Origin of the sequence: Actinoplanes sp. NPDC026623 (genome assembly GCF_040638275.1) — a bacterium.
In the GTDB taxonomy this organism is placed as follows: Bacteria; Actinomycetota; Actinomycetes; order Mycobacteriales; family Micromonosporaceae; genus Actinoplanes.
This window is the reverse complement of record NZ_JBEZXZ010000006.1, coordinates 2,422-14,592: the sequence shown is the minus strand read 5'-3', so window position 1 is coordinate 14,592 and position 12,171 is coordinate 2,422. Positions and strand designations below refer to the sequence as shown.

The window sequence follows — 12,171 nt, the reverse complement described above, 5'->3', positions numbered from 1 at the left end:
AGGCGTCTTCGCCGAAGCGTTTCTGTTCACCACGCGGGTCACGCTAGACGTTGGGTCTGACAGAAAACGACCGCCCGGCCGTGAGCTGCGGTTGACCACGCCGCTGAGGACGATAGCCGAACAGGTGTACGACTACGAGTGACACGCCAGAACAAGCGTACGAAAAACGGGTCAACGAAGGCGCGAAGGCACTCGATCGGGGTACTCGGCCACCACGGCGCGCCAGATGGTAGCGGTGTCCACACCCTGAGCGATGGATTGGTCGATTGTGCGGCCCTGCAACGCCGAAAAGCTCTGATCGGTGGCAAGGCTCCTCGCATACGCGGGGCCGAACGCCTGGTCGAGGCGCCCCCAGAAATCCGTCAACCGCACGGTAAAAATCCTACCCGCGGGCCGCGGGTGGCCCCGCCGCCCGCAACGCTGAGACGCACATCACTATAGGCCGGTCGGCTTGCCCGGGCGGCGCGACGACCTCGACCGGCAGATCGACGAGGACGACGAGGTCACGCGGGCCACTCGGCCAGCGCCGCCGCCACGACCTTGAGGTCGTCGACCAGGCCCCGGTAGGCCGCGTCCCGGTCGTCGGCCCGCAGCACCGCCGACGGGTGGATCGTCGCGAGCGCCTGGGCCCCGGCCGCCGGGAAGTCCTGCGGGCGCTGCGCCGCGGCCGGCCACGGCAGCAGCTCGCCGCGCGATCTCGTGACCCGGAACGACGGCCCGAAGAGGGCCTTGGCCGCGGTCGCGCCGAGCGCCACGACCAGATCCGGCTCGAGCAGCGAGAGTTCGGCGACCAGCCAGGGCCGGCAGGCGGCGATGTGCGCCGGGCCGGGCGTCTGGTGGATGCGCCGCCGGCCGCGCAGCTCGAAGCGGAAGTGCTTCACGGTGTTGGTCAGGTAGATCACCGACGGGTCGATGCCGGCGTCGCCGACCGCATCGCGCAGCAGCCGGCCGGCCGGGCCGACAAAGGGCAGCCCCCGCTGGTCCTCGATGTCGCCGGGCTGCTCGCCGACCAGCACGAGCCGGGCGTGCGCGGCGCCGCGCCCGAAGACCACCTGGGTGGCGTCCTCGTACAGTTCGCAGCCGCGGCAGCCGGGCGCGGCGGCCTTCAGCTCTTCGAGGCCGTGCGCATCGGCGGGAATGAACTCCTGGGCGCCGGGTGGCTCTTGTGTCGTTGCCATGCAGACGTTTTACCCCCTGCCGTCCCATCCCGGCGCGGGGCCTCACCCGGACGAGCATGATCCGACACGCCGACACGACATGTTGGGTTGCATGTTTGGAGTCGCACCTAGATATGGTGTTGCTCGCAGCTGGTTCGGCCGTCCCTCCAGGACGGCCGAGGCAAGAGGGAATCCCGGTGGAAGACCGGAACTGCCCCGCAGCGGTGAGTGGGAACGACCGCCGTCATCAGCACTGGGCCCCGGCCTGGGAAGCGACGGCCAGTAGGAGACCGGATATCGGTCAGGCCCGCGAGTCCGAAGACCTGCCAGCGCGCCGCACGCTCCGCGTGTGGCGGTCCGAGGCCGCGTGGGACGGCCGACGCCATTCAGGTGTACGCGCACAGCCGCGTCCACCGGCGTCCTCCTGCGCGCCCGGAGACCACTTCGGAACGGGCTCGCGAGGAGAGAGAGTTCATGACGGTCACGCAGGAGCAGACTGCGTCCGATCCGGCCGTACCGGAGCAGCGCAGACACGCGATGCAGGTGCGCAAGCGCAACGGTGACACCGAGTCGGTCGACGTCAACAAGATCGTCAAGGCGGTCGAGCGGTGGGTCGCCGACCTGGACGAGGTCGATCCGCTGCGGGTGGCGACCAAGACCATCAGCGGCCTCTACGACGGCGCGACCACCGCCGAGCTGGACAGGCTGTCGATCCAGACGGCGGCGGAGCTGATCGGCGAGGAGCCGCAGTATTCGCGGCTGGCGGCCCGGCTGCTCGCGGCGTTCGTCGACAAGGAGGTCCGCGGCCAGGGCATCGCGAGCTTCAGCCAGTCGATCGCCCGCGGTCACGCGGAGGGGCTGATCGGGGACGAGACGGCCGCGTTCGTGGCCAGGAACGCCCGCAAGCTCGACGACGCCGTCGACCCGGCCGGCGATCTGCGGTTCGAATACTTCGGCCTGCGTACGGTCGCCGACCGTTACCTGCTGCGGCACCCGCAGACGCGCCTGGTCGTGGAGACGCCGCAGTACTGGTTGCTGCGGGTCTCCTGCGGCCTGTCGACCAGCGCGGGAGAGGCGATCGCGTTTTACCGGCTCATGTCGTCGCTGGCCTATCTGCCGAGCTCGCCGACGTTGTTCAACTCGGGCACCCGACACACCCAGATGTCGTCGTGCTTCCTCGTGGACTCGCCGAGGGACGAGCTGGATTCGATCTACGAGCGCTATCAGCAGGTGGCCCGGCTGTCGAAGTTTGCCGGCGGCATCGGCATCTCCTGGTCTCGGGTCCGTGGCCGGGGCGCGCTGATCCGCGGCACGAACGGCCGCTCCAACGGCATCGTGCCGTTCCTGCGCACGCTCGACGCCAGCGTCGCGGCGGTCAACCAGGGCGGCCGGCGCAAGGGCGCGGCCTGCGTCTATCTCGAGCCGTGGCACCCGGACATCGAGGAATTCCTCGAGCTTCGGGACAACACGGGCGAGGACGCCCGGCGCACCCACAACCTGAACCTGGCCAACTGGATCCCGGACGAGTTCATGCGCCGGGTCGAGGCCGACGAGGACTGGTCGCTGATCGACCCGACCGACGCCCCCGACCTGCCCGACCTCTACGGCGAGGAGTTCGAGGCCGCGTACCGGATCGCGGAGAAGAAGCCGGTCAAGACCGTCAAGGCGCGTGACCTGTACGGCCGGATGATGCGCACGCTGGCACAGACCGGCAACGGCTGGATGACCTTCAAGGACCCGTCGAACCGGCTCAGCAACCAGACCGGCCGCCCCGGTAACACCATCCATCTGTCGAACCTGTGCACCGAGATCCTCGAGGTCAGCGCCGACGACGAGACGGCGGTCTGCAACCTCGGCTCGATCAACCTCGGCGCTCACCTGGCCGGAGACGACGTCGACTGGGTGAAGCTGCGCGAGACCGTGCGGACCGCCGTCGTGTTCCTGGACCGGGTCATCGACATCAACTACTACCCGAGCGAGCAGGCCGCGGCGAGCAACCCACGGTGGCGTCCGGTCGGGCTCGGCCTGATGGGTCTGCAGGACGCGTTCTTCGCGCTGAGGCTGCCGTTCGACTCCCCCGCCGCGCGCGAGCTCTCGACCCGCGTCTCGGAGGAGATCTATCTGACGGCGCTGGAGACCTCGGCCTCGCTCGCCGAGCGCTTCGGCACCCACCCCTCGTATCCCGAGACCAGGGCCGCCGGCGGCGACCTGCAGCCTGATCTCTGGGGCGTGACCCCGACGCAGTCGGCCCGCTGGGCGGCGGTGCGCGCGCGGATCGCGGACACCGGCCTGCGCAATTCGCTGCTGATCGCGATCGCGCCGACGGCGACGATCGCCTCCATCGCCGGCTGCTACGAGTGCATCGAGCCGCAGGTCAGTAACCTTTTCAAGCGCGAGACCCTGAGCGGCGAGTTCCTTCAGATCAACACCTATCTGGTACGCGAACTGAAGGCGCGTGGCCTCTGGACGTCGGCGGTGCGTGAGCAGATCAAGCGCGCCGAGGGCTCCGTCCAGGGCGTCGAGGCGCTGCCCGCGGAGGTCCGGGAGCTGTTCCGGACGGCGTGGGAACTGCCGCAGAAGGCGCTCATCGACATAGCCGCCGCCCGGTCGCCCTACATCGACCAGTCGCAGTCGCTGAACCTCTTCATGAGCGCCCCCACCATCGGCAAGGTCTCGTCGATGTACCTCTACGCCTGGAAGGCCGGGCTGAAGACCACGTATTACCTGCGCTCGCGGCCCGCGACGCGCATCCAGCAGGCCACGGTGCCGGCCACGCCGGCCGCCGTGCCGGTGATCTCGGTGCCGGCCGCGTCGGCCACCGACGAGGACGCCCTGGCCTGTTCCCTCGAGAACCCCGAGTCGTGTGAGGCGTGTCAGTAAATGCTGCTTGATCCTGGAATGGACCTGACCCTGCGGCCGATGAAGTATCCGCACTTCTTCGACCGCTTCAAGGACGCGATCAAGAACACCTGGACCGTCGAGGAGGTCGACCTGCACTCCGACCTCGCCGACCTCGCCGAGCTCTCGGCCGCCGAGCAGCACCTGGTCGGCCGGCTGGTCGCCTTCTTCGCCACGGGCGACACCATCGTCGCCAACAACCTGGTGCTCAACCTCTATCAGCACATCAACTCGCCGGAGGGGCGGCTGTATCTCTCCCGGCAGCTGTTCGAGGAGGCGGTGCACGTCCAGTTTTATCTGAATCTGCTGGACACCTATGTGCCGGACGAGGCCGAGCGGGCCGCCGCCTTCGACGCGGTGGAGAACATCCCGTCGATCGCCCGCAAGGCGGATTTCTGCTTCCGCTGGATCGACTCGGTCTTCGACCTGCGCGAGCTGCGCACCAAGGACGACCGGCGGGCGTTCCTGCTCAACGTCATCTGCTTCGCCGCCTGCATCGAGGGGCTGTTCTTCTACGGCGCCTTCGCCTATGTCTATTACCTGCGCTCGCGTGGGCTGCTGCACGGGCTCGCGTCCGGGACCAACTGGGTGTTCCGCGACGAGTCGATGCACATGGCATTCGCCTTCGACGTGGTCGATCAGGTGCGTGCCGAGGAGCCGGACCTGTTCGACGAGAAGATGGAACGGCAGGTCCGCGACATGCTGGCCGAGGCCGTCGAGTGCGAGGTGCAGTTCGCGGCGGACCTGCTGGAGCAGGGGGTCTCGGGCATGTCGCTGACCGACATGCGCGCCTATCTGCAGCATGTGGCCGACCGCAGGCTCATCCAGCTCGGCATCGCGCCGCTCTACGGTTCGCAGAACCCGTTCGCCTTCATGGAGCTGCAGGACGTGCAGGAGCTGTCGAACTTCTTCGAGCGCCGGGTGTCGGCCTATCAGGTCGGCGTCACCGGCACCGTGAGCTTCGACGACGACTTCTGACGGCCGGGACCGGCGCCGCCGCTCACCGCAGCGGGCGGCGGCGCCGGTGCGTCCCGGACGTCGCGGCGGCCCGCGGCCCTCGCCGGTGAAGGTCATCGTGATGGGGCCGGCACGGTCGCCGGGTAGGCCGCGGCCGCAACGTCGTCGGCGAGGCTGTCGATGGCGCCGTCCTCGATCTGGCTCACCGTCATCCGGATGCCGGGCGGCGCCTCGATGCGGAACAAGGAGCCGGGCGCCACCGCATATCCCGCGTCGCGAAGGGCCGTGACCATGCGGGTCTCGTCCTCCACACGCACCCAGAGGTTGATGCCGGTGGCGCCGTGTGCCCGCAGGCCCCGCGCCGCGAGGGCGTCACGCAGCGCGAGGCGGCGACGGTCGTAACTCTCGCTCGCCGCGGCCACCTGTGCCGCGACGTCCTCGTCGCGCCACAGCCGGAGCAGCAGGCGTTGCAGCACCGTGGACACCCAGCCGGCGCCGATCCGCATGCGGCCGACGACGCGGGCGATCGTCGCCTCGTCGCCCACCAGGACCGCGATGCGCAGATCGGGGCCGAACGGCTTGGACGCCGAACGGACGAACGCCCACGACGACGTCGCCCCGCCGAGGCTGTGCAGCGGCACGCCGGCAAGCTCCGCGGCGTGATCGTCCTCGATGAGCAGGACGTCGGGGGCCGCGGCGAGGATCGCGCGCAACTCGGCGGCGCGATCGGCGCTGATGGCGGCGCCGGTGGGATTCTGCGCGCGAGCGGTGACCACCACCGCGCGCACACCCTTGGCCAGGGCGGCCGAGAGCCGGTCGGGCAGCGGGCCCTCGTCGTCGACCGCGACCGGCACCGCGGTGATGTCGAGCGCACCCAGGAGATCGAGCAGGTTTGCCCAGCCCGGATCCTCGACCGCCACCGAGTCGCCCGCCCGCAGATGCGCGGTGAGCAGGCGCTCGATCGCATCGAGCGTGCCGCTGGTCACGGTGATTGCGGCGCCCTCGACCGGCACGCCGTCGGCGGCGAGCCGGGGACGGGCCGCGTCGATGAGCTCCGGCATCGCGCCGGCATCCGCATATCCCATGGGCGGGCCCAGCTCGTCGGAGACCGCGCGCAGGTGCGCGGCGAGACCCGGCAGCAGGCGGGTGTCGGGATCGCCGGCCGAGAGGTCGAGCGCACCGGCCGGCACCGGCAGCCGCAGCGCGGACCGCGGGCTGGCGACCGCCGGCCGGGCGCGCACGCGGGTGCCGCTGCGCCCGACGGACTCGACGATCCCGCGCTGGCGGAGCTCCTGATAGGCCTTTGACACCGTGGCCGGACTGACGTGCAGCTCGAAGGCCAGGACCCGGATCGGCGGCAGCCGCTGGCCCCAACCCCAGTCGCCCGCGCGGACGCCTGCCTCGATGCTCGCGGAAATCGAGGCGGCGGAGGAACCGGTGACCTGATACTGTCCTGACACAGCAATCATTTTGTACTAGCACAGCCTCGTTGGCAAGGAGGGTCTCGTGACCGACCTCTACCAGCCCACCACCCGCACCACGGCGACCCGCAGCCGCGACCGCATGCGATACGACCGCGAAGCGGCGCATGCCATCCTCGACGAGGCGTATGACTGTTCGGTGGCGTTCGTGGTCGACGGCGAGCCGCGGGTCCTGCCCACGCTGCACGTCCGGGTCGACGACACCCTCTATGTGCACGCCTCGACCGGCGGGCGGCTCGGTCTCGAGGCACGCGCCGACGGCATCCCGGTCGCGGTGTCGGTGACGCTGCTCGACGGCATCGTCTACGCCCGGTCGCAGTTCCACCACAGCGCCAACTACCGGTCCCTGGTGGCGCACGGCAGGGCCCGCCCGGTGACCGACGACGCGGAGAAGCGCGCGGCGATGGCCGCCCTGGTGGAGAAGGTCGGCCACGGCCGCCAGGCCGAGAGCCGGCCACCGACCAGCCGCGAGCTGGCGACGACCAGCGTGCTGGCGCTGCCCCTGGCGGAGGTCTCCGTGCGGGCGCGCACCGGCGGCGTCTCGGAGGACCCCGAGGACCTGATGCTGCCGCACTGGGCCGGCGTGCTGCCCATCCGCCGGGTGGCCGGGCCGCCCGAGCCGGACGCGGGGGTCGCCGTGCCGCCGCCCGCCTACCTGCCGGGGCCGGCGTCGCCGTGGCACATCGCCGCGCCGATGCGTGGCCGGCAGGTCGCGCTGGAGCCGCTGGCGCCCGGGCATGCGGACGGGTTGCTCGCGGCCACCGGCGACGACGAGGTGTGGCGGTTCCTGCCCTATCTCTGCCCGCAGAACTCCGCGGAGATGGCCGAGCACATCACCAAGGCGGCCCGGCAGCAGTGGACCGGCGAGCGGGTCTCGTGGGCACAGTGCGACCCGGAGACGGGCGAGGTGATGGGCATGACGAGCTACCACGACATCGACCCGGTGAACCGGGCCGTGGGCATCGGCCACACCATCCTGGGACGGCGGTGGTGGCGCACGGGTGTCAACACGGAGGCGAAACTGCTGCTGCTCGAGCGGGCCTTCGAGGTGCTGCGGGCGGAACGGGTGTTCTGGTATACGGACATTCGCAACGAGCGGTCGCAGCGGGCGATCGCCCGGCTGGGCGCCAGCCGGGACGGGATGATCCGGCGACACCGGCTGCGACCGGACGGCACCTGGCGGGACACGGTGATCTTCGCGATGACGGTCGACGAATGGCCCGCCGCGGCCGAGCGGCTCCGCGCCAGATTGGCGGCGAACTGACCGCCCGGAGCGGGCCGGCCGGCTGGACCCCGGCCCGGGGAACGGGCCGACCGGCTGCACTCTGCGGTGGTCAAGGCCACAGGTTTCTGTCCGCACGACCACTCCCGGGCCGACTGGCGTGCGCACAGGATTGGGGTCGTGCTGGGGATCACCGACTTCTGGACCTACGTGCTGGGCACCGTGGCGATCGTGTTGCTGCCCGGGCCCAACTCGATCTTCGTGCTGACCGTGGGCGCGCAGCGCGGGGTGCGGATGGGCTATCAGGCCGCCGCCGGCGTGTTCGTCGGCGACACCGTGCTCATGGTGCTCGCGGCCGCCGGCGTCGCGTCGCTGCTCCGGACGTATCCGCCGGTGTTCATGGTCATCAAGTACGTGGGTGCGGCCTACCTCGCCTGGGTCGGCTTCGACATCATCCGAGGCGGCTGGCGCAGGTTGCGCGACCGCGGCGCGAACCAGGCCGACAGTGCGGGCGGCCCCGCCGGCGACTCGGCCAACCGGGCGACCGGCACGACCGGCGACTCGGCCAACCGGGCGACCGGCCCCACCGGCGAAACGCCCGGCCCCGCCGTCGGCGTCGGCAGCCCGGCCGGCGGTCCGGCCGGCGCAACGGCCGCCGCATCAAGCGGCGCGACGCCCGGCGCAAGGAGCGGCTCGGCGAGCGGTTCGGCCGGGATGCGACGGCCCTTCCGGCGGGCGCTGGTCGTCAGCCTGCTCAACCCGAAGGCGATCCTGTTCGTGATCTCGTTCTTCATCCAGTTCGTGGAGCCCGGATACGCGCATCCCGCGCTGTCGTTCCTGATCCTCGGCGTGGTGCTGCAGGTGTTCAGCGTGCTCTACCTGACCGCGCTGATCTTCGGCGGGCAGTTCCTGGCGGGACAGTTCCGTCGGCGGCGCCGTCTCGCCGCGGGCGCCTCCGCCGGCATCGGCACGCTGTTCGTCGGATTCGGCATCAAGCTCGCCACGGCAACCGTCGGCTGACCGCCGGAAGGGATGCCGAGACCGCGCCGCGCACGATGTCAGGACCCGCGCCGGCTGCGGCTGTCGCCGGCCGCGGCCTACCCGGCGGACGCGTCAGGAGCTGCCGGAAGGCGACACGACCGCCTCGTGAACCCACCCCTCCACCAACGAAATCCAGTCCGTGGTCTCCGCCGCGGCGTGCTCCACGCGGTATCGGGCGCAGATGTCCAGCCTCTCCGTCAGCAGCCCGCCGTGCCTGTCGAACTCGAGGATCACCTCGGTGCCCGTCGCGTCGGTCACGAAGGTCACTTCCACCTCGTCCATGGACTTCGCGTACTCCGGCGGGGCGGCGAACTCGATCTCCTGATAGAACGGCAGCTCCTGGCGTACCCCGTAGATGCCGCCGCGTTCGAGGTCGGCGTGCCGCAGCCGGAAGCCCAGCCAGTCGAAGGCCGCCAGGATCTGTTCCTGCACCGGCAGCGGACGGATCTCGACCTCGTCGAGGTCACCCTGGTCCACCGCCTTCGCCACCGAGAGTTCGGTGCGCACGCCCATGGTCATCCCCGCGAGCCGCTCGCCCGCCAGGTGCGTCACCGGCGTCTCCCACGGCACCGAGAGCTGGAACGGTATGTCCTCCCGCGCGCCCGCGGCCAGCGTGAAGTTGCCGCCGACGGACGCCCGGTGGAATTCGATCTGGGCGTCGCCGTCCTCCGCCTCGACCTCGGTGACCAGGCTCAGCACGATGTTGTCGATCACCACGTCGTAATCGCCGCCGGCGATCCTGACCTGTCCCGTCAGCAGGCCGCCGGGGCGGCCGGCGGGGTCGGGCATGAACGTGTCCACCGTCGGGCCGCCCACCCCGAACGCCCGCCGGACCCTCGCGAAGACCAATCGACTGCCTCTCAGCGCATGCGCCGGCCGACCGGCACCGGATCCGTCTCGTCGTCGAACTCGCCGATCACCTGCTCCAGCAGGTCCTCCAGCGCGACGAAGCCGACCCGGTCCCCGGCCCGGGTGACTATCGCCAGCTGGACGCGGGCGGCGCGCATCTGGGTCACCGCGTCGGTCACCGTCACCGCCACGTCCAGGACGAACGCCGGGCCCATCAGGTCCGCGGCCGTCGAGTCCCCCGCGGCGGTCGTGATGCGGACGGCGTCGCGGACGTGGACCACGCCGACGACCTCGTCCGTCTCCGAGACCACCGCCAGGCGGGAGCGGCCGCTGCTCAGCGACGCCGCCTCGATGTCCAGGGCGGTCGACTGCGGCGCCACCTTGACCAGTTGGTCGTCCGGGATCAGTACGTCGGCGACTTTGGTCTCCTGCAGCTTGAGCATGCTGGTCAGCAGCTCCGTCTGCTCCGCGCCGATGAGGCCTTCCGCTCGGGAGCGTTCCAGCAGGATGTGCATCTCCTGCGGGCCGTGTGCCTGGGCGAGCTGGTCCTGCGGGTGCACGCCGAACGGCTTCAGGGCCGAGTTCGCCAGGACGTTCAGGCCGAGCAGCGCCGGGCGGACCATCCGGACGTAGCCGCGGAACGGCAGGGCCAGCAGCGTCGCCGAGCGTTCCGGGTCGGTGATCGCCCAGGATTTCGGCATCATCTCGCCGATCACCAGGTGCAGGAACGTCACGACGGCCAGCGCGAAGAGGAACGCGATGAGCTCGCTCGGCACGTCCGGCAGGCCCAGCCCGTGCAGCAGCGGATGCACCAGGTGCTCGATGGCCGGTTCGGCCAGTGCTCCCAGGCCCAGCGAGCACAGGGTGATGCCGAGCTGGGCGCCGGCCAGCATGAGGGACAGCTCGCGGCTGCCGTCGAGGGCCGCGCGGGCGGCGCGGCTGCCCTCGGCCGCGGCGTGTTCGAGCCGGTAGCGTTTGCTCGCGACCAGAGCGAACTCGGCGGCGACGAAGAAGGCGTTTCCGGCCAGCAGCAGGATTGAGCAGGTCACCGCCCAGGTCGTGTTCATCGGGATCCCCTCTGCGCGGACGCGGTGACGCGTACGGAACCGGGCACGTGCCGGTCCACCGAGAGCACGTCGAGCGCCGCGCCGGAGGCCAGCAGCACGGAGTCGCCGACCCGCGGCACCCGGCCCAGCTCGGACATCACCAGCCCGGACACCGTGTCGTATTCGGAGCTTTCCGGCAGTTCGACGCCGGTCGCGTCGCTGACCTCGTCGATGCGCCAGCGGGCCGGCACGATCCACGAGCCGTCGTCCTGGCGGGCCGGGGACGGCTCGGGCAGGTCGTCCTCGTCGCGGATGGGCCCGACCAGCTCCTCCGCGATGTCCTCGAGGGTGATGATGCCGGCGAAGCCGCCGAATTCGTCGACGACGCAGGCGAGTTGCCGGTGGTCGCCGCGCAGCCGGTCCAGCACGGCCGGCAGCCGCAGCGACGCCGGCACGAAGAGCGGCGGTGCCATCAGCGACTCCGCCTCGACCGTCGAGCGCGATGCCGGCGGTACGGGGAGCACGTCCGTGATCCCGACGACGCCGATGATCTCGTCGACGCCGTTGCCCGCGCGTACCGGAAAACGGGAGCGACCGGTGTCGAGCAGCGCGACGACCCGCGACGCCGGGTCGGTGGCACGGACCGTGACCACGTCCACCCGCGGGATCATGACCTCGGAGGCCGTGCGGCGGCGGAAGTCGAGGCCGCGGTCGAGCAGCGCCGACAGCTCCGGGTCGAGGTGTCCACCCGCCCGGGACTCGGCGATGATCTGTTCGAGGTCCTCCTCGGTGGCGCCCTCGGGCAGCTCCTCGATCGGCTCGATGCCGACCCGGCGCAGCAGGCCGGCCGCCGCCTTGTCGAAGAGCTTGATGATCGGCCCGAAGACGGCCATGTACATCAGGGTCGACCGGCCGAGCGCCTTCGCCAGCGCCTCGGAGCGGGCGATGGCGAGGTTCTTGGGCGCCAGTTCGCCGAGGACCATCTGGACGACGGTCGCGAAGAGCAGCGCCAGCACGAACGAGACCGGGCCGCTGATCTTGGAGGGCAGGCCGCCCCGGCCGAACAGCTCGGCCAGGCCTTCGCCGATGAACGGCTGGGCGACGTAGCCGACGATCAGGGCGGTGACGGTGATGCCGAGCTGCGCGCCCGACAGGACGAAGGAGAGACGCTCGGTGACCTTGAGGGCGCGTTCCGCCGCCTTGTCGCCGCGCTCCGCCTGCTGGCGCAGGCGGCCGCGGTCGACGGCGACGTACCCGAATTCCTGAGCGACGAAGTAGCCGGTCACCGCCGTGACCAGGATGACGAGCAGCACACCGACCAGGATCAACATGGCGGGTCCGAGAGACTAACAAGCCGGGCCGAGCCCGGCCGAATACTGCCGATCATGTGGAAAAGATATCAGCGATCGCCGGACCCCCGCTGTGAGAAGGCCGTGCGAGGGTACGGCCGGCGCCGTACCCTCGCCCGGCGCTGTTAAGCCCTATGTGTTGAGGACGGTGTGCACGGCCGCCACCACCAG

Annotated in this window: 10 protein-coding genes and 1 riboswitch; of the genes, 4 read left to right on the top strand and 6 right to left on the bottom strand. The window is 70.8% G+C overall.

From position 1 onward, the window contains the following. Positions 1-171: 171 nt before the first annotated feature. Positions 172-372 carry a DUF3046 domain-containing protein gene (locus AB0F10_RS03065; RefSeq protein WP_360620136.1) on the bottom strand — a complete coding sequence of 67 codons (201 nt, stop codon included), beginning with the start codon at positions 370-372 and terminating at the stop codon, positions 172-174. A gap of 131 nt (positions 373-503) precedes the next feature. Beyond that, positions 504-1,178, bottom strand: coding sequence for a UdgX family uracil-DNA binding protein (locus tag AB0F10_RS03060; protein ID WP_360620135.1), 675 nt, complete (start codon positions 1,176-1,178; stop codon positions 504-506). Positions 1,179-1,291: 113 nt separating this feature from the next. Further along, positions 1,292-1,503: riboswitch (cobalamin riboswitch) on the top strand. A 128-nt stretch (positions 1,504-1,631) separates the two neighbouring features. Between AB0F10_RS03060 and AB0F10_RS03055 the strand changes: the two genes are divergently transcribed. Further along, positions 1,632-4,037: a ribonucleoside-diphosphate reductase subunit alpha gene (locus AB0F10_RS03055; RefSeq protein WP_360620134.1), complete on the top strand. Its 2,406-nt coding sequence runs from the start codon at positions 1,632-1,634 to the stop codon at positions 4,035-4,037. Then, positions 4,038-5,033, top strand: coding sequence for a ribonucleotide-diphosphate reductase subunit beta (locus tag AB0F10_RS03050; protein ID WP_360620133.1), 996 nt, complete (start codon positions 4,038-4,040; stop codon positions 5,031-5,033). A gap of 92 nt (positions 5,034-5,125) precedes the next feature. Here the strand turns inward: AB0F10_RS03050 and AB0F10_RS03045 are convergent, their stop codons facing one another. Further along, entirely contained in the window at positions 5,126-6,472 is a 1,347-nt protein-coding gene (locus tag AB0F10_RS03045; protein ID WP_360620132.1) for an aminotransferase class I/II-fold pyridoxal phosphate-dependent enzyme, read from the bottom strand. Positions 6,473-6,518: 46 nt separating this feature from the next. Here AB0F10_RS03045 and AB0F10_RS03040 point away from each other — a divergent pair, with 46 nt between their 5' ends. After that, on the top strand, positions 6,519-7,757 hold the full coding sequence (locus AB0F10_RS03040) for a bifunctional pyridoxamine 5'-phosphate oxidase family protein/GNAT family N-acetyltransferase (RefSeq protein ID WP_360620131.1): 1,239 nt from the start codon (positions 6,519-6,521) through the stop codon (positions 7,755-7,757). A 138-nt stretch (positions 7,758-7,895) separates the two neighbouring features. Next, positions 7,896-8,735 carry a leucine efflux protein gene (locus AB0F10_RS03035; RefSeq protein WP_360620130.1) on the top strand — a complete coding sequence of 280 codons (840 nt, stop codon included), beginning with the start codon at positions 7,896-7,898 and terminating at the stop codon, positions 8,733-8,735. A 93-nt stretch (positions 8,736-8,828) separates the two neighbouring features. Here AB0F10_RS03035 and AB0F10_RS03030 read toward each other — a convergent pair whose 3' ends face one another. The 3 genes from AB0F10_RS03030 to AB0F10_RS03020 are packed head-to-tail and all read right to left on the bottom strand — an operon-like array spanning position 8,829 to position 11,982. Continuing rightward, positions 8,829-9,605, bottom strand: coding sequence for a sporulation protein (locus tag AB0F10_RS03030; RefSeq protein ID WP_360620129.1), 777 nt, complete (start codon positions 9,603-9,605; stop codon positions 8,829-8,831). A gap of 11 nt (positions 9,606-9,616) precedes the next feature. After that, positions 9,617-10,672 (bottom strand): hemolysin family protein, encoded by a 1,056-nt coding sequence (locus AB0F10_RS03025; RefSeq protein ID WP_360620128.1) that lies wholly within the window; start codon positions 10,670-10,672, stop codon positions 9,617-9,619. Then, positions 10,669-11,982: a hemolysin family protein gene (locus AB0F10_RS03020; protein WP_360620127.1), complete on the bottom strand. Its 1,314-nt coding sequence runs from the start codon at positions 11,980-11,982 to the stop codon at positions 10,669-10,671. The genes AB0F10_RS03025 and AB0F10_RS03020 overlap by 4 nt, the downstream gene beginning before the upstream one ends. Between the last annotated feature and the right edge of the window lie 189 nt (positions 11,983-12,171).

What these genes read in the sequence shown, in the direction of transcription:
- AB0F10_RS03055 (WP_360620134.1), top strand. Translation starts at nt 1,632, where the DNA reads ATGACGGTCACGCAGGAGCAGACTGCGTCCGATCCGGCCGTACCGGAG.
- AB0F10_RS03020 (WP_360620127.1), bottom strand. Translation starts at nt 11,982, where the DNA reads ATGTTGATCCTGGTCGGTGTGCTGCTCGTCATCCTGGTCACGGCGGTG.
- AB0F10_RS03060 (WP_360620135.1), bottom strand. Translation starts at nt 1,178, where the DNA reads ATGGCAACGACACAAGAGCCACCCGGCGCCCAGGAGTTCATTCCCGCC.
- AB0F10_RS03050 (WP_360620133.1), top strand. Translation starts at nt 4,038, where the DNA reads ATGCTGCTTGATCCTGGAATGGACCTGACCCTGCGGCCGATGAAGTAT.
- AB0F10_RS03025 (WP_360620128.1), bottom strand. Translation starts at nt 10,672, where the DNA reads ATGAACACGACCTGGGCGGTGACCTGCTCAATCCTGCTGCTGGCCGGA.